The sequence below is a fragment of the Bradyrhizobium frederickii genome, from assembly GCF_004570865.1.
Lineage (GTDB): Bacteria > Pseudomonadota > Alphaproteobacteria > Rhizobiales > Xanthobacteraceae > Bradyrhizobium > Bradyrhizobium frederickii.
Genome location: NZ_SPQS01000006.1, coordinates 105,175 through 121,186 on the forward strand (window position 1 = coordinate 105,175; position 16,012 = coordinate 121,186).

Consider the following 16,012-nt stretch of genomic DNA (forward strand, 5'->3'; position numbering starts at 1 on the left):
TCCGGGCCAAGGTTAATCAATCCGGACCGATTTGACAAAAATTTATGCCCGTACCGCTTAGAATCTGTTGACCAGGAACCAAGCCATTTAACACGATTGCGACGTTCCCCCGGGATACCCCGGTCTTCTACGGTGCGATTTACCAAGCCTTCAATGGCGTGGCGCGAAATCGGGCAAAACCACCGATCTCGGGGCTCGTCATGTTTCGCTCGCCGCTCGTCAGCCTGATTGGTCGACAGTTCGCCCGCTTCGCAGCGGCCGAGCAAGGCAATATCGCCATGGTCTTCGCGATCGCCCTGGTCCCGGTGCTGAGCTTCGTCGGTGCCGCAATAGACTATAGCCGCGCCGTCCAGGCCCGCACGTCGATGCAGGCGGCCCTCGACTCCGCCGCTCTGATGCTCTCCAGGGATCTGTCGACCGGCACCATCACCGCCTCGCAACTCGGCACGAAGGCGCAGGCCTATTTCAACGCGCTGTTTACAGCTACGTCGGCCCTGCCCTCGGTCAGCGTCGCGGCCACCTATACGGCGAGCACCAGCATGGGCTCAACGATCCAGCTCACCGGAACTGGCACCTACACGACCACCTTCATGAAGATTGCCGGCTTTCCGACGCTCGACGTCGGCACCACGTCCACCAGCGCCTGGGGCAACGTCCGCATGCGCGTGGCCCTGGTGCTCGACAACACCGGCTCGATGGCCAGCGACGGCAAGATGGGGGCGATGCAGACGGCCGCCAAGAATCTGGTCGATCAACTCAGCGCGCTCGCCAAGAACCCCGGCGACGTCTACATCTCGATCGTCCCGTTCGCCAAGGACGTCAACGTCGGCGCCGGCAACTACAACAAGAGCTGGATCGATTTCAGCGATTGGGATGCCGCCAACGGCAGCTGGAGCTGCACGTCGGGCAATTCCAACAATTGCAACAAATGGAAATGGACGCCGGCGAACCGCGAGACCTGGACCGGTTGCGTGGTCGATCGCGATCAGGACTACGACACCAAGAACACCACGCCGACGAGCGGCAATGTGGGGACGCTGTTCCCGGCCGATCAGTACTCCTACTGCAGCACGGCCAGCTGGTCCTACCTGCAACCGATCATGCCGTTGAGCTACGACTGGGCCGCGCTCAAGAGCCGGATCGATGCCATGAAGCCCACGGGTAACACCAACCAGGGCATCGGCCTCGCCTGGGGGTGGATGACGCTATCGACCGGCGATCCCATGAACGCGCCGGCCAAGGACACCAACTACACCTACAAGGACGCGATCGTGCTGCTTTCCGACGGTCTCAATACGCAGAACCGCTGGTACAACAACGCCGCGCAGATCGACGCGCGGCAGAAGAAGCTGTGCGACAACGCCAAGGCCCAGCCTTCCAACATCACGATCTACACGGTGCAGGTGAACACCGGCAGCGATCCGACCTCGAGCGTGCTGCAATATTGCGCCAGCAGCGCCGACAAGTTCTACCTGGTCACGTCGGCCAGCCAGACCGTATCGGTGTTCAAGGACATCGGCACCTCGCTGTCGAAGCTGCGCGTGGCGCGCTGACTGATCGACCGCGAGCAAACAAAAAGCCCGGCTGGATCAGCCGGGCTTTCGATTCCAAGATGTCCTGAAAGGTTACTGGGCGGCCGGGGTGAACTTCGACACGATGGTCTCGACCGGCTTGAACGCCTGCTTGGCGAGGTCGCTGTAGAGGCCGGCGATCTTCTGCGATTCCGCAACGAAGGTCTCGTAGGCGGAACGGGCGAAATCGGTCTGCGCTTCCATGGCCTTGTCCAGCGACTTCACGCCGGAAAGCTTCTCGACGAAGGACTTGGTGTCTTCGAACGACTTCTTGGTGTAGTCGCCATAGGCGCTGGCGATCGCCTGGAAGCCGTGCTGCACCGAGGTCGCGGAAGCAACGCACTGCTCGAACTGCTCTTTCCCGTAGTTCTGAAAGTCTTCAACCTTGAACATTTCGGAATCCTTTTCCCTGGCTTTCGTCGGAAGCCCCGGCTCCCTGACTGTGCCCATAATTAGTGCAACGCACAAATAAGTCAAGAATATTTGTGCGACGCACAAAATTCGACGCAAATCGCGGAGATTTCCGGGGTTTCCCGCAAGGTTTCCTTAAGCTTTTGGAAACCGCGGCCCCCTACCCTGATTCCCGGACGTGTTCAGCTTCCGAGGACGGTCAAAAGCCGTTCGAGAACATCACCTTAGCCAGAATAGCGGCTCAGGTCCAACGTCCCCCGCGGCGAACACCAGCGGAGGGACAGCCTGAGCAGGTAATGATCCCGGGTCCATTGGGCACAATTTCGCCTCACGAGCCGGTGATCTAGTCAGAAACGGGGACGGGGTTCCATGCTTCGTAACAACTTGTCTTCCTCGCGCTTGGCGCGGGTTGGCGTTTTGGGGCTGCTTACGGTCACCATCGCGGTCATCTTCACCACCGATGCAGCGGAGGCGCGGCGCCATCGCCGCCACCATGTGCATCATCGGGTGCAGCGCGATGTGTCCGAGAGTTCCAGCCCGAAATTCGCATCCATCATCGTCGACGGCAATTCCGGTGCGGTGCTGCAGGCCACGAGCCCCGACGGAATCCGCCACCCCGCCTCGCTGACCAAGATCATGACGCTCTATCTGCTGTTCGAGCGCCTTGAGTCCGGCAAGATGAAGCTCGACACCGAGATGCCGGTGTCCAAACACGCGGCCGACCAGGATCCGACCAAGCTGAACCTGCGTGCCGGTCAGACCATTCGTGTCGAGGACGCGATCAAGGGTCTCGTCACCCGTTCCGCCAACGACGCCGCGGTGGTGATCGCGGAAGCCATCGCCGGCGACGAGGACGACTTTGCCCAGATGATGACGCGCAAGGCGCGCGCGCTCGGCATGTCCAGGACGGTGTACCGCAACGCCAACGGCCTTCCCAACGACGAGCAGGTCACGACCGCGCGCGACCAAGCCACGCTCGGCCGCGCCATCCAGGAGCGCTTCCCGCGCTACTATCGCTATTTCGCGACCTCCACGTTCAACTGGCGTGGACAGTCGATCCGCAATCACAACCATCTGCTCGGCAGCGTCGAGGGCGTGGACGGCATCAAGACCGGCTACACCCGCGCCTCCGGCTTCAACCTCGTCACCTCGATGCGCCGCGGCAACCGCCATCTGATCGGCGTCGTGCTCGGCGGCCGCAGCGGCGGCTCGCGCGATGCCATCATGCGCAACCTGCTCGCGGAGAATCTCGATAAGGGTGCGACCATCCACACCGTTGCCGCGGTCACCGAGCGCAACGGCGCCGACACCGCGACCGATATTGCCGCCGCCTCGGACACGCCGCCGGCCCGTCCCGCCCCGCAGGTCCAGGCCGCCGCCGCTCCTGCTCCCGAATCTGCCCCGTCTCGTCTTGCTGCGCGCCTGTCGACGCTGGCCGCCGCGACGGCCGCGGTGCCGCCGGCCCCGACCAAGCCGGAGATCAGCAAGCCTGAGGTTCGGCCGACGGAATCCAAGATCGAGCCCGCGCCGCTCACCAATGGCGTGATCTCGAGCCAGCCGCTCTCCATCATTCCCGGCTCCTCCGAGCCGATGAAGCCGGTCCGGGTCAAGACGGTTCAGGTCAAGGCCGGCCCCGTGAAGGTCGCCTCCGCCGCCCCGGCCCCGGTCCAGGTCCCCCCGCCGGTCACCCATGCCATTCCGTCCCGCTCCGACGTCGCGGAGACCTCCGGCGCCGTCGTCGCCCGGGCCGACCTCATCAACAAGCCCGAGATCGTCAGCCAACCGGAAGCGCCGAAGGCCGAGATCGCCCGCACGGAGCTGCCGCGGCAGCCGGCCGGCTTCGGCACCGGCAACGGGATCCTCGGCGTGCTGCCGGCCGCAACGGCCGCCGCGCCCGCTCCGGCCGCGCCGAAGCTCGCCTCCGCCGATCCGATGCCGGTCCAGATGAGCCCCACCACCAAGCCTGCCGTCACCCACAGCGGCTGGATCGTCCAGGTCGGCGCGCTCGAGAGCGAGAACGAAGCCCAGCAGCGTATCGACGCCGCACGCAGCTCGGCCCGCGGCCTGCTCAGCAAGGCCGACCCGTTCACCGAGCCCGTTGTCGCCAAGGACAATCGCAAGCTTTATCGCGCCCGCTTCGCCGGGCTCGAGCGCGACCAGGCCGAGGCGGTCTGCCGCACCCTGAAGCGCGCCGAGATTTCCTGCATCACCGTGCGCAACTGATCTGGCTTTCCGTTCCAGCCAAAATGCCCGCGCCTTGCGCGGGCATTTTCGTTTTGGGGACGGGTTCGTGATGCGGCCACGGTGGCGCGATCGCGACAAGGCCGTTCCGCGACAACCTCTCGTCAAGAATTTACGGTTAAAACTTTGCTCAAGGGATCGACCACGCCGGAATGGCGGGCATCGGGGCGACGGCAGACAGAGCAAGCGGAGCTCACACGGTACGGGCGTTTGTGGCGTGGTGCCGGAGTTAGCCGTTATGCGTACGAAGCAGAGTATCCTTGGCCTCGTTTACCCGGGCAGCGAGATAGTTCGAGCCCCCCTGGTCGGGATGGAGTTTCTTCATCAGGGACTTGTGCGCCCGGGTGATGTCGTCACGCCCCGCGCCCGGCTGCAGGCCAAGGATCTGATAGGCCTCCTCCGCCGTCATTTTGCCGCTCGCCGCCGTGCGGCGCTGCCCCCCTGCCGCATCGCCCTGCGCGTTCTGACGCCAAGCGGGAAACCGGCGGTCCAGATAGCTTTCAAGTAAGGCCACGCTCTCGGCGTCGAAGGTCGGGACCATCGCCAGCAGGCTCGGAAGATCGAACTCGCCGAGATCGCGCCCGGCGTGAGGCCCGGCGACGATCTGTCCGCCGAGCTGGCCGGAATCGTGGTCGAGCCGCATATCCAGAAATTGCGAGCGCACCCGCGAGCTCTGCCCTGGCGCGGGCGCGGCGCCGGCGCCGAACAGCCCGCCGATATTGCCGAAGCCGGCGTTTGCCAGCGGGCTCCAGCCCAATAGCCCGGCGCCGAAAATCCCCAGCGGAATCGCCACCGCCAGTTCGCCGCGCAGGCCCGTGAATGCCGCGACCGCCAGCGCCAGCACGCCGCCGCCAAATCTGATAGTGCGCGCCAGCACCGCCGGGTTGGCGGAGCGGAACATCTGGAGCAGCAGGTAAAGCGTGATAACGGCGACAGCGCCGGCAAGCAGAGTCATGGCGGGAATATAGTCGCCCTCGCGGCAAAATGCATGGCACACGCCGCGCCACGAGCCAGGGCGGCTTGAGCGCTATTTCATCTGACTGATCAACTTGGCCGCGCCGCTTGCGGACGTCGCCAATTTCAACAAGGCCTCGCGACCGCCGGCGGCATAGGCCGCGGCTGCCCGCAGCAGCTCGCGCAACTGCGCGGCCGCGCCTGGATCGAACCGGCACCAGGCACCGCCGGTCAGGCGCGCGATCTCGCGAAAGGCCTGCTCGGCGACCGCGTCATGACCTTCCTGAAACACGAACACGGGCACCTTGAGCATGCCGAGCTCGCCGGCCTTGGCGCAGAGCTCGTCGACCTTCTCCTCCATGGCATCGCCGACGAAGACGACGGCGCGCACGCCCGATGCGATCGCTTCGCGTCGCACCTCCGTCAGCACCTTGCCGATCTGGGTGTCGCCGCCGCGGCAATCGATCTTGCTCATCAAAGCTGCAAGCCTGGTGCTGTCGGAGATCCACCCCGTGGCGCGGCACTCGTTCAGACCGCGATAGTAGACGAGCCGGATATCGAGGCTGCCGAGCGCCGCGGTCTCGCGAAACATGTCGGCCTGAAGCGCGCAGGCCATGTCCCAGGTGGGCTGCCGGCTCATCGTCGCATCCAATGCGAAGATCAGCCGCCCCTTGGCGCCCGGCGCATGGGGTGACAGCGCTCGCGCCTTGGCGACGAAAGCGGCGATGTCGTCCGCGGTCGACGTTCCGGCCTGCGGCACCGCGCCGGCCGCTTGCGCCGGGACGGCATCGCCGCCGCGCGGCTTGATGGGTTCGCCCGACATCTCTTGACCCTTACCTGGGCGGTTAATGTGGTCAGCGCGGACGGCCTGGTCAATGTGCAAAGCCCCCGCGGACGGAGCCGGCGGGGGCTTTGAGAATGAGACGGACGACGAAGCGCGTCAGCTCTTGACGCATTAGCCCTTGGCAGGCGCCATCAACGCGACCGGACCAGGCTCGAGGACGTTGGGCGGCGACGATTGCGTATCGACCGGCGCGATCTCGCTATCGGTCGCGCTCAGGAATCTGTCGAGCATGCTCTGGATCGAGCTCTTGGCCACATCCGGACCAGTGTCGCGCATGTCGTTATGCTGGAATTCGGTCTTCACGACCTGGATGCCCGCCTTCTCGCATTCCTCGTCGGTCGGGATCACGCCCGCATCGGCCTTGAACTGCGGATCCTGCGAGCGGAACGAGAGGATCTTGAACTTGCCGGCGGTGACGAAGGGCACGCGCAGATTGTCGAGCGTGACGACCTTCTTGACCTCGTCCGGATATTGCTTGGCGAAATACATCGTGATGTCGCCGCCCATGGAGTGGCCGACCATCGTCACCTTGGCGTAGTCGGCATTGGGCTGAACCTTCTTCAGCTCCTGCATGGCGAGATGGATGTTGGCAACGCCGCGCAGGATCTGCGGCAGCCGGCCGACATAGAGCTCGCCGGGCTTGGTGACCATCGGAGGATCGGTCGGCAAATCGTGCTGCGGGCTGACGACCATGTAGCCGCGCGCAGCGAAGATGTTGGCGAGGAAGCCGTATTCGGTGTTCTTGACGGTATTGCCGTGGTTGATCACCGCGACCGGCAGCGTGATCATGCCGGCATTGGCCTGCATTTCCTTGTCGCGGCGCACCGCGATTTGAACGGGCACCGGACGGTTGTCGCGCGAGGCGTCGTAGAAGGTGATGGTCTCGTGCTTGATCGCCCACTTGCTCGCCGTGAAATAGGCGATGCCGCAGAGGGCGCTGACCGAAACCAGAACGGCAATTCCACGCTTCATTTTCGTCCTCAGCCTCAGGCGCTTGTGGCCTGAATCCCTGTTGAAAATCGTGTTCTCCGGGGCTCTCCGTCCCCTCGTCGCCTATTCGCTAATATATGTCACAGGCGCGTGACAGGAAGGCCAAATATTGTGAACCTGCAGCCCTTTCGTTGTGCGGCGCACACGTTTTCTGAGCACCCTGTTTTCCAGCCGCTACGTCAGGATGCAGCTCACCATCCGACGCAACCGGACCCGGTCGGGTTCAATTTCACGGTGAACGTAGAATAAAAACGGCCGAGCGCGGTCGCGGTTCCAGAGGAACCCGGCGCGGTCAGATCGATGGGAAGTAGCAGTATACCGCCTCAGGCGCCGAGGATGTCGTGGACTTCGAGCGGCTTGTCGACCTGGTTGAACCACTCGGCCCGGTTCGCGGCGCGGCGGCGGCCGCGCTCGTCGAGCGGCAACTTGAGCTGACGCAGCAGGCTCGTCACCTCTTCCCGGGCGGTGAGATGGCCGAGATTGGGCCGCATGCCGAGCGTGGCCTCGTCGATCTCGTCGAGGGCGGTCAGGCCGCGCGGGAAGAATTCGCGATAGACGACGCGTTCGGCGAAGCCATCGACGTAGCGGAAGCCGAGCCGCAGCGACAGATCCTTCAGCCCCTCTGCGACCAGCTGCTTGTTGCGCGAGCCGAGCATCGACAGGCGGTTGCGCACGACGATCCAGTCGGTGGTCGAACCGTCGAGCTGGCGGCGCTTGCGCCGGACGTCGCGCACCATCTCGGCGTAATGGCTCTCGCCGGTCACCGCGTAGCTCGCGGGATCGACGGTGCCGAGCACGTCGAAATCGAGGAAGCTGTCGTTGATCGGCGTGACCAGCGTGTCGGCCATCGAATGCGCAAGCCGCATCAGGTAGCTGTCGGTGCCCGGCGTATCGATCAAGATGAAGTCGAAGCTGCTCTCGACCACCGAGACCGCCTCCATGAACTGCTGGAACTCGGAATTCTCGTTCTCGGCGATCTGCATGGTCTCGCCGAGCTTGATGCAGCGATGCACCGGCAGTTCGAGGTCCAGCTTGGTGCGGCACGCCCAGGCGGCGCGGTTGTTGATGTAATGGGTGAAGCTCTGCTGACGGCAGTCGAGGTCGATGGTGGCGACGCGCTGGCCGGCCTTCAGGAGCGCAACGGCGATGTGCAGGGCGGTGGTCGACTTGCCGGAGCCGCCCTTCTCGTTGCCGAGCACGACCACATGCGCCGAGCCGGATTGGCCTTGGCTAGCCTGCACAAGCATGGCGATCCTCAACACCCCTGATGAAATATCTTCGAGTTGGCCGCGCCTGCGGTCAAGTGAAATGCGTGACAGGTCTTGCAAATCGTACTGCGCCGTTCTTCATCTTGAATCGCGGCGCCAATCTTCCTTCGTCTGTGATCCAGCCCACGACGTCGTGCGCGGCCTTGCGCGGAATGCTGTGCCGCATCCGGGTGCATGGCGTCCATGATCGCTGCTTGTTAAGGTTAGTCCTCCCGGGCGCGGATCGCGCCGCGCCGATTCCCAACCCTGCCGAGTCCCGATGTCATCAAGCCCCTTGATCGCCCGCACGGTCCCAACCTTGCGCCGCGCCGTCGACAATCTTCGCAAGCGAAAGGCCACGATCGCGCTGGTCCCGACCATGGGGGCCCTCCATGACGGGCATGTGTCCCTCGTCCGCCTCGCCAAGCGGCGCGCCAGCCGCGTCGTCGTCTCGATCTTCGTCAACCCGACACAGTTCGCCCCGACCGAGGATTTCGGCGCCTATCCGCGCACCTGGAAGGCCGACATCGCCAAGCTCGCGGCCGAGGACGTCGACATCGTCTGGCATCCGGACGTCAAGGCGATGTATCCGGAGGGCTTCGCCACCCGCATCGTGCCGGAGGGGCCGGCGCTCGCCGGCCTCGAGGATCGATTCCGCCCGCATTTCTTCGGCGGCGTCGCCACCGTGGTCGGCAAGCTGTTCACGCAGTGCCGGCCGGACTTCGCCATCTTCGGCGAAAAGGACTTTCAGCAATTGCGGGTGGTGACGCAGATGACGCGCGACCTCGACCTCGGCGTCAAGGTGATCGGCTCGCGCACCGTGCGCGAGCGCGACGGACTCGCGATGTCCTCGCGCAACGTCTACCTGTCGCCCGAGGAGCGGCAGACCGCCACTGTCCTCTACCGGGCCATGAAGGAGAGCGCCGGACGCATCCGCGCCGGCGATGCGATCGCGCCGGCGATGGCCGGCGGCGCCGAGATGATCACGGCGGCCGGCTTTGCGCTCGACTATTTCGTGATCCGCCATGCCGAGACGCTGGCACCGGTCACCTCGCGCCAGGACGGCCCGTTGCGGATCCTGGTCGCGGCCAAGCTCGGCAGCACCCGGCTGATCGACAATATCGCGGTTTAGAGCAGCCCCAGATCGCGCAATTCGCGCCGCATCGGCTCCGGCATCGCCGCGATCGAGCCGGCGGCGGACCTGCCGAGATCGCGCGGCACGGAATCCTCCGCGAGATAGCGCCAGCCCTGGAACGGGCGCATCGGCCGCGGCGACACCGAGATCACCTTCGGCTGCATCACGATGCGGCAGCGCCCGATACCGTCCTTGTCGCGGAACGGCTCGATGCCGATGATCTTTTCCCGCGCGGCGATCTCGCCCTTGATCACCCAATAGAGCGACCCGCCGGCGAGGATCTCGGCGTCGCGCTTGGGCACCATGCGGGTGATGTGGATGTGGCGTTGCGGCAGACCCTTCTTCTTGGCGGTCTGCATCCGTTCGGCGACCCACTCCTTCAATTCCTTGACGGAGTCGCAGCCGACGGCGAGCTTGATCAGATGTAGCGGCATGGCCCAGCATTAGCCGGGCAGCACCGCATTTGGAATGCCGAACTATTCGTTATCCGCAGCCGCGGGAGCCGCCGCGGTCGCCGGCGGGGGCGCGAGCGGAACCGGTGCTGCGGTGGCCCGCGCAGCCTTCGGAGCCGGTGGCCGCTTCGCAGCAGGCGCCGCAGGCGCTGAAGCCTGTGCCGAGGCAGCTGCCGGCGCGCGCGAAGCGGCCGGCGCTGCCGCCGCGTTTGCCGACGGCGCCGCCTGCCGCGTCGTCGCCGCGGGCTCCGGATTCATGATGCTGACCGGCGGCGTCGACGAGGCGCTCGGGAACTCCGCATTGGTCGGCTTGCCCGTCGGCATCGAGGGCGGCAGACCCGCGAGCGCTGCATTCGGTGGCAGCGCCGCTGCCGCTGCCGCCGTCGTTGGCGCGTTCCAGGTCGGCGCATGGCGCGCGACCAGCGCGTCGTAGAGATGGGAATCCATGTTGGCAGCGACCTGCTGCTGGTCGGTCAGCGAGCGGAACGCGGCACAGTCGAACTGGGTACAGCCGTCGCGCACGACCAGCACCTGCGCCGCCAGGCCGTAGCGATCGCGCTCCAGCGCCTTGCGCAGCGCTTTGATGTCCGCCGTCAGGCTCTTGTCGGCGGTCGCGGCATCGCCGAGCGCCATCAGCCGGTCGATCCGGGCCGCGGTGTAGGACACGGCCGCGGCCACCGCATCCGGCGAGCCGAACAGCGCCCTTTCGCAGCCGATGGCGACCGCATCGCCGGCGAGATCGTCAAGGCAGGACAGTGCCGGCAGGCTGGCGACGACCGCGCTAGGCGCGCGCGCCTCGGCCGGCGCGTCCGAACCCAACGGGCCATAGACGCGCACGGTGGCAGCTCCGGCGATCGCAATGGAGAGCAGCGTGATCACGGTCAGGGCGCCGTTGGCGACCGATCTGTCGGCGCGCAGCAACGTGATCAGCAGGATCAATCCGAAGAATCCCGCAGCGGCCAGCGTCATCCACATCGGAAAGGCCGGTGAGCGCCAGATTTGGTCGAGCGAAGTGGCCCATGCCCAGTTCATGCGCGACGTCCCTCACGCGAGCAGAGAGCGAATGGTCAAGCGAGCACCGCTAATCGGCAACTGCCCCGGCCCACCTTTTGGAGGTGAAGCGGGCCTTTTGACGGCGGCAGGACACTATTCGCTGATGGCAGCAATGCGGGATGCGTCAGCCTTCAGGAGCGCGAGCTGGCTTCAGGACAGCGCGAGCTGGCTTTCCTTGGCGACGCGTTCGAAGGCTTCGGTCGAGCTCTTGATCCGATATTGGCAATCGTCGCCATCGGTCGGCAGCAGACGGATGATCTCATACGCGCCGCTGGCGGCGGGGCGCGCGACGTTGCTGGCCGTGAACAATACGCGCGTTCCAATCGGAAATTTGTGCTTCAACACCCTCTCCATCACTCCAAACAGCGCCTGCCTCGCCCATGGTCCCACTACGACGGCCGGCCGGAAACCCATGTGCTTTATAGCACGCGACCCGTGGTTTTGGCCAGCGCCATGCCCGCATGGCAAGCGCCTATATTTTGCAGTCTTTTCAGAATGATAGGACCGGAACGGGCGGGCCGATGATACCGGCGGGGGCCGCTCGTTCGGACAGCTTGTCGCAGCCCTGACGCCATGGACCCCGGTCAATTTCCGGCCATGCGCCGCCGGCCGCCACCGGCCAGCGGCCTCGGGCAGCCCCCGGTGCTCAGGCGTCCTCGAACTTGGCGATGACGAGCGTTTCGGCCAGCCCGTCGCGGGTCCATTCCTGGAACGCCGGCAGCGCCATCATCGTCTCCATGTAGGCCTTGGTATCCGGCGCAACCTCGATCGCGTAGGTGCGCAGGCGGTGCACGACCGGCGCGTACATCGCGTCCGCCGCGCCGAAGCGGCCGAACAGGAACGGCCCCGCCGCCCCGTAGCGCGTGCGACACTCGCGCCAGATCTCCTCGATGCGGGCGACGTTGGCCTTGGCCTCCGCGGACAGCGCCACGGGGCGGATCGGCCGATGCAGGTTCATGCCGCATTCGTTGCGCAGCGCCACGAAGCCGGAATGCATCTCGGCGCACACCGATCGGGCATGCGCGCGCGCGGCGACGTCGTCGGGCCACAGCTTCACTTCCGGATAGCGCTCGGCGATGTATTCGATGATGGCGAGCGAATCCCACACCGTGACGTCGCCGTCGACCAGCACCGGCACCTTGCCGGCGCGGCTGAAGGACAGGATCTGCTCCTTGTCCGCGGGATTGTCGGTGTAGAGCGGAATGAGCGTCTCCACGAACGGAATGTCGTTGGCGCGGAGCGCGAGCCAGGGCCGCATCGACCATGACGAGTAGTTCTTGTTGCCGATGGCGAGTTTCAGCGCAGCCATGTCATCAGTCCTTCCAGAGACGTCCTCGAGCGAGCCGCTTTTAACGCCATCACCTGCCGCCAATCAATCGTTGCCGCGCCGGTTCACGCGTGGCAATCGTTGCCGTCCGCGCCAGGAGACAGACATGAGCAGGCACTGGGTCGACATCGCCGCCGTCGGCTTCTTCGTCATCGAATGGCTGGTCTATGCCCTGACGCTGGAGCATTCGGCCTACGGCCGGGACAGCCTGTCGGCGCGCATGAACCGCTATCGCGAGGTCTGGGTCCGCCGAATGCTCGACCGCGACACCCGCATGGTCGACATGCAGATCATGGCCTCGCTGCAGAACGGCACCGCCTTCTTCGCCTCCACCAGCCTGTTCGCGCTCGGCGGCGCGCTGGCGCTGCTGCACGCCACCAACGACGCCATTACGATTCTGAGCAAGCTGCCGGTCGATCTCAGCACCTCGCCGGCGATGTGGGAGCTGAAATGCGTCGGCCTCGTGCTGATCTGCGTCTATGCCTTCTTCAAATTCGCCTGGGCCTATCGCCTGTTCAACTATGTCGCGATCCTGTTCGGCGGCATGCCGGCGGCGGACCAGCGCGACACGCCAGCGGCCGAAGCCCATGTCATCCGCACCTCGCGCCTGTTCGAATCCGCCGGCCGCCATTTCAACCGCGGCCAGCGCGCCTTCTTCTTCGCGCTCGGCTATCTCGGCTGGTTCGTCAGCCCATGGGTGCTGTTCGTCACCACCGCCGCCGTTGTGGTCGTGACCTGGCGCCGGCAGTTCGCATCCAGCGCCTGGATGGCGATGGCCGCGGAGGTGGACGCTGATCAGGGGATGAAGCGCGGTCATTGAGGCGCTGGTGTCCCGGACAAGCTGCCACGTCCTCGGCGTTGCGGCGCGGAGCCGGGCCCCGGAAGGCCGCGGCACTCGCTGGATGGGCCCCGGCTCTGCAGCGCACCGCCAAAGAGGCGCTGCGCTGCGTCCGGGGCACGAGAGCCGAGTGGCGCACCCTCTCGCAACGGCGTCATTGCGAGAGGCTGCGTGTGAGGCGGCAGCCTGTTCTCCAAGGGACGCTGTCATTCCCCGCGAAGGCGGGGAATCCAGCACGCCGCGGCTTCTCGGTGCAATCGCGAGCGTCTCTGGAATACTGGATCGCCCGGTCAAGCCGGGCGATGACACCGCGTGTGTGGCGACGGGCATACGTTCTCGCTCTCGCGGCTGAGTTCGCCCGAGCTTTGCTTACGTCTCGCTACCCTCTCAAAGCCAAGAGGGCGCAGGGAAGGCCGGGTGCCAGCTCGCACCCGCGGTCCGCTGCGCGAAATGCACACGCAGGAAGAACCGCACAGCAGCATACAGGTGTGGCCAATCACTCGGCCTTCCCTGCGCGGTGGTCTGACGGCTTATGCCGTGCTCTCCCGGGAGCCGAACTTTCCTTCTGGCCTCCCTCGCCCCCGCGAATTGGATGATGCAGTCTGCCCGGTTGGGCTCGCTCGCATCTTCGCGGACAGCTTGACCGTAGCAACGACGGCCAGGACCACACGGTTTTGCCGTACGCACGGCCCGCCATGTCGCCGCAGTCTTTCCAGCCCTGTCGACGGAGCCGGAAACTTACAGGCGAGACGAAACCTAACAGCGCCGTTCGTCTGCACGCGGGTCTCGGGCTCACAGGGACTACCCGCCCTGCCCGCACCATCTCGTGCCGACGCTGCCGCGTCCACCGCAAGCCCGGCTCGCGAAATTGACGACCGCAAGATCGCCCCTCTTGAGTGAGCCGGGATGGCCGACACATACGCCATTTCCGAATTTCGGTAAAGTGGAATATTTTCGGGTGAAGGGATTGACAGTGGCCGACACAGGGCATCTTCCCAGGTATCGCTGCGCTCACCCGGGCTACGCGCTGCGGGCTAGCTCCCCAAATCCCGCGGGCTGAACGGCAGGTCGAGCACCTTCCATTCCTCGTACAAATCCGCGGGCAGCATCTTGTAAGGTTGACAGTTCTGAAGCGCGCTCGTTGCGGATTTCACGAGGGCGACCCCTTTCGTCGACGGCGGGGCTTCGAGCAGGACCGGCTCGCGCGCCAGCGTGCCGTCGGTCGCGAACACCGCGCGCAGCTTGATGTGAACATTGTCGGTGGGTGCAAGTCCGGCCGGCAATTTGGCACAGCTGCGCAAATGGCTGCGAAGCGCGGCGATGATCTCGGCCGGCAGCTTGGCTGCGATCGAGTCCGTGGCATCGCCGCCATCGTCCTTGGCGCCGCCTTTCGGCAGCGGCAGCGGCAATTCAGGCGGCAGCCCCAGCATGACGCCGTACTTGACGGTGACGTCAGGCTGCGGGGCCTGATAGGCCGGCGGCGGCGCGGCCTGTTGCTGTGGCGGGGTTTGGGGCGGCGGCGGCATCGCCGGGGCCTGCGGCTGTGCGTTGGCCTCGCGCGGCTTCGGCGAAGGCTGTTGCTGTTGCTGTTGCGCCGGCCGTTGCGGTTCGGGCGTTGGCGCGGCCGGCTGCGGGGTCGCAGGCTTCGACGCCGCGGGCGCCTTGTCCTTGTCGGTGAAATCCAGCTTCGGCAGCTTCAGATCGGGGAGCGGCTCCGGGGTCTTGTCTTTGACCTCCTCCTTGACCTTCTCCTCCGCTTTGGCCTCCTCCTGCTTCACCTCCTCGGGCGTGACGATGTCTACCGTGACAGTCTCGGGCGGCGTAGCGTGGAACGGATGGACTTCGCTGATCAGGATGATCAGCGTCACCAGCGTCAGATGGGCGATCGCCGACGCCGCAACGTCCGTCCGTATGATTGTCCGCAGTTCCATCGCCAGATCTTGGATTGCCGCCCTGCTGTTAGCATACCGCGGTCTCCCCTCAATCCCATTTCGGGGCGAAGCCAAAGTCGGTCAGGCGGCCCTTCGGATTGGCGAGCGCGGCGATCCGGCTCATCTCGTCGTCCGACAGCTCGAAATCGAAGATCTCGATGTTTTCGGACAGGCGCTCGATGCGCGAGGTGCGCGGGATCGCAGCAACATTCTGTTGCACCAGCCAGCGCAGGCAGACCTGCGCCGGTGTCTTGTGATGGGCGCGCCCGATCTCGGCCAGCGCCTGGTCGGTCTTGATGCGCCCCTTGGCGATCGGGCTGTAGGCGACGAGGGCAAGGCCATGCTGGTCGCAGGCCGCCCTCACCTTCGCCTGGTCGAGATAGGGATGGTATTCGACCTGGTTGCAGACGAGCGGCTCCGGCGAGGCCGCCACCGCCTGCTCGATCAGCGCCACCGTGAAATTGGAGACGCCGATGTGGCGGGTCAGGCCCATCGTCTTCGCATGCGACAGCGCGCCAAGCGTCTCCGCCAGCGGCACGTGCGAATTGGGCCAGTGCAGCAGCAACAGATCGACGGAGGGAAGCCGCAAGCGCGCCAGGCTCTCCTTGACCGAGCGCTCGAGATCGTGAGGCGCGAAATGGTTGGTCCAGACCTTGGTGGTGAGGAAGACGTCGTCGCGCCGCACGCCCGAGGCGCGCAAGCCGTCGCCGACCTCCCGTTCGTTGTCATAGACCTGCGCGGTGTCGATGTGGCGATAGCCGAACCGCAGCGCCTGCTCGACCACGCGCGCGGCAAGCCTTCCGCTCAGCTCCCAGGTCCCGAGCCCGATTGCCGGGATCTTTGCGCCATTGGCCTCGACGAACAGCATGAGGACTCCTTCCGTTGCGGCAGCCCCAAACGCCATCAGACGGCATTATGGACCCGGCCCTGGACACTGCCAACGGAAGCTGTGGCAGTTCGACGGGATATTTGGCGCAAGACTAACGGGAGGTTGCGTCAGGGCTGGTCGGCCCGTCAC

Annotated in this window: 15 protein-coding genes; 4 read left to right on the forward strand and 11 right to left on the reverse strand. The window is 65.4% G+C overall.

What is annotated here, in order from left to right; all coding sequences use genetic code 11:
• The first annotated feature begins 200 nt into the window (after positions 1 to 200).
• Positions 201 to 1,553: a TadE/TadG family type IV pilus assembly protein gene (locus E4K64_RS12155; RefSeq protein WP_135163716.1), complete on the forward strand. Its 1,353-nt coding sequence runs from the start codon at positions 201 to 203 to the stop codon at positions 1,551 to 1,553.
• A gap of 72 nt (positions 1,554 to 1,625) precedes the next feature.
• Here the strand turns inward: E4K64_RS12155 and E4K64_RS12160 are convergent, their stop codons facing one another.
• Positions 1,626 to 1,964, reverse strand: a complete 339-nt coding sequence (locus tag E4K64_RS12160) for a phasin family protein (protein ID WP_126258625.1) — start codon at positions 1,962 to 1,964, stop codon at positions 1,626 to 1,628.
• Positions 1,965 to 2,351: 387 nt separating this feature from the next.
• On the opposite strand from E4K64_RS12160, the gene E4K64_RS12165 reads away from it, so the two are divergent.
• Positions 2,352 to 4,205 carry a D-alanyl-D-alanine carboxypeptidase gene (locus tag E4K64_RS12165; protein ID WP_135163717.1) on the forward strand — a complete coding sequence of 618 codons (1,854 nt, stop codon included), beginning with the start codon at positions 2,352 to 2,354 and terminating at the stop codon, positions 4,203 to 4,205.
• Positions 4,206 to 4,452: 247 nt separating this feature from the next.
• Here E4K64_RS12165 and E4K64_RS12170 read toward each other — a convergent pair whose 3' ends face one another.
• From E4K64_RS12170 to E4K64_RS12185, 4 genes are all read right to left on the reverse strand, one after another.
• Positions 4,453 to 5,178, reverse strand: a complete 726-nt coding sequence (locus tag E4K64_RS12170) for a DnaJ domain-containing protein (protein ID WP_135163718.1) — start codon at positions 5,176 to 5,178, stop codon at positions 4,453 to 4,455.
• 72 nt (positions 5,179 to 5,250) lie between these two features.
• Positions 5,251 to 6,000, reverse strand: a complete 750-nt coding sequence (locus E4K64_RS12175) for a vWA domain-containing protein (RefSeq protein ID WP_135163719.1) — start codon at positions 5,998 to 6,000, stop codon at positions 5,251 to 5,253.
• 132 nt (positions 6,001 to 6,132) lie between these two features.
• Positions 6,133 to 6,993, reverse strand: a complete 861-nt coding sequence (locus E4K64_RS12180; protein WP_135163720.1) for an alpha/beta fold hydrolase — start codon at positions 6,991 to 6,993, stop codon at positions 6,133 to 6,135.
• A gap of 341 nt (positions 6,994 to 7,334) precedes the next feature.
• Positions 7,335 to 8,258 carry a division plane positioning ATPase MipZ gene (locus E4K64_RS12185; RefSeq protein ID WP_135163721.1) on the reverse strand — a complete coding sequence of 308 codons (924 nt, stop codon included), beginning with the start codon at positions 8,256 to 8,258 and terminating at the stop codon, positions 7,335 to 7,337.
• Positions 8,259 to 8,538: 280 nt separating this feature from the next.
• Here E4K64_RS12185 and panC point away from each other — a divergent pair, with 280 nt between their 5' ends.
• Complete coding sequence (panC, locus tag E4K64_RS12190; protein WP_135163722.1) at positions 8,539 to 9,390, forward strand: pantoate--beta-alanine ligase; 852 nt, start codon at positions 8,539 to 8,541, stop codon at positions 9,388 to 9,390.
• Here panC and E4K64_RS12195 read toward each other — a convergent pair.
• From E4K64_RS12195 to E4K64_RS12210, 4 genes are all read right to left on the reverse strand, one after another.
• Positions 9,387 to 9,827, reverse strand: coding sequence for a DUF1489 family protein (locus E4K64_RS12195; RefSeq protein ID WP_135163723.1), 441 nt, complete (start codon positions 9,825 to 9,827; stop codon positions 9,387 to 9,389). The genes panC and E4K64_RS12195 overlap by 4 nt on opposite strands.
• A 42-nt stretch (positions 9,828 to 9,869) precedes the next feature.
• Positions 9,870 to 10,877: a hypothetical protein gene (locus E4K64_RS12200; protein ID WP_135163724.1), complete on the reverse strand. Its 1,008-nt coding sequence runs from the start codon at positions 10,875 to 10,877 to the stop codon at positions 9,870 to 9,872.
• Positions 10,878 to 11,048: 171 nt separating this feature from the next.
• On the reverse strand, positions 11,049 to 11,252 hold the full coding sequence (locus E4K64_RS12205; RefSeq protein WP_126258634.1) for a hypothetical protein: 204 nt from the start codon (positions 11,250 to 11,252) through the stop codon (positions 11,049 to 11,051).
• A gap of 292 nt (positions 11,253 to 11,544) precedes the next feature.
• Positions 11,545 to 12,207 (reverse strand): glutathione S-transferase family protein, encoded by a 663-nt coding sequence (locus E4K64_RS12210; protein ID WP_135163725.1) that lies wholly within the window; start codon positions 12,205 to 12,207, stop codon positions 11,545 to 11,547.
• A 124-nt stretch (positions 12,208 to 12,331) separates the two neighbouring features.
• Between E4K64_RS12210 and E4K64_RS12215 the strand changes: the two genes are divergently transcribed.
• Entirely contained in the window at positions 12,332 to 13,045 is a 714-nt protein-coding gene (locus E4K64_RS12215; RefSeq protein WP_135163726.1) for a DUF599 domain-containing protein, read from the forward strand.
• A 1,052-nt stretch (positions 13,046 to 14,097) separates the two neighbouring features.
• Here the strand turns inward: E4K64_RS12215 and E4K64_RS12225 are convergent.
• Both E4K64_RS12225 and E4K64_RS12230 read right to left on the reverse strand, forming a co-directional pair.
• The gene (locus E4K64_RS12225) at positions 14,098 to 14,994 is read right to left on the reverse strand and encodes a hypothetical protein (protein ID WP_135163727.1); all 897 of its coding nucleotides are present in this window, start codon (positions 14,992 to 14,994) and stop codon (positions 14,098 to 14,100) included.
• A 49-nt stretch (positions 14,995 to 15,043) separates the two neighbouring features.
• The gene (locus E4K64_RS12230) at positions 15,044 to 15,862 is read right to left on the reverse strand and encodes an aldo/keto reductase (RefSeq protein ID WP_135163728.1); all 819 of its coding nucleotides are present in this window, start codon (positions 15,860 to 15,862) and stop codon (positions 15,044 to 15,046) included.
• Positions 15,863 to 16,012: the final 150 nt, after the last annotated feature.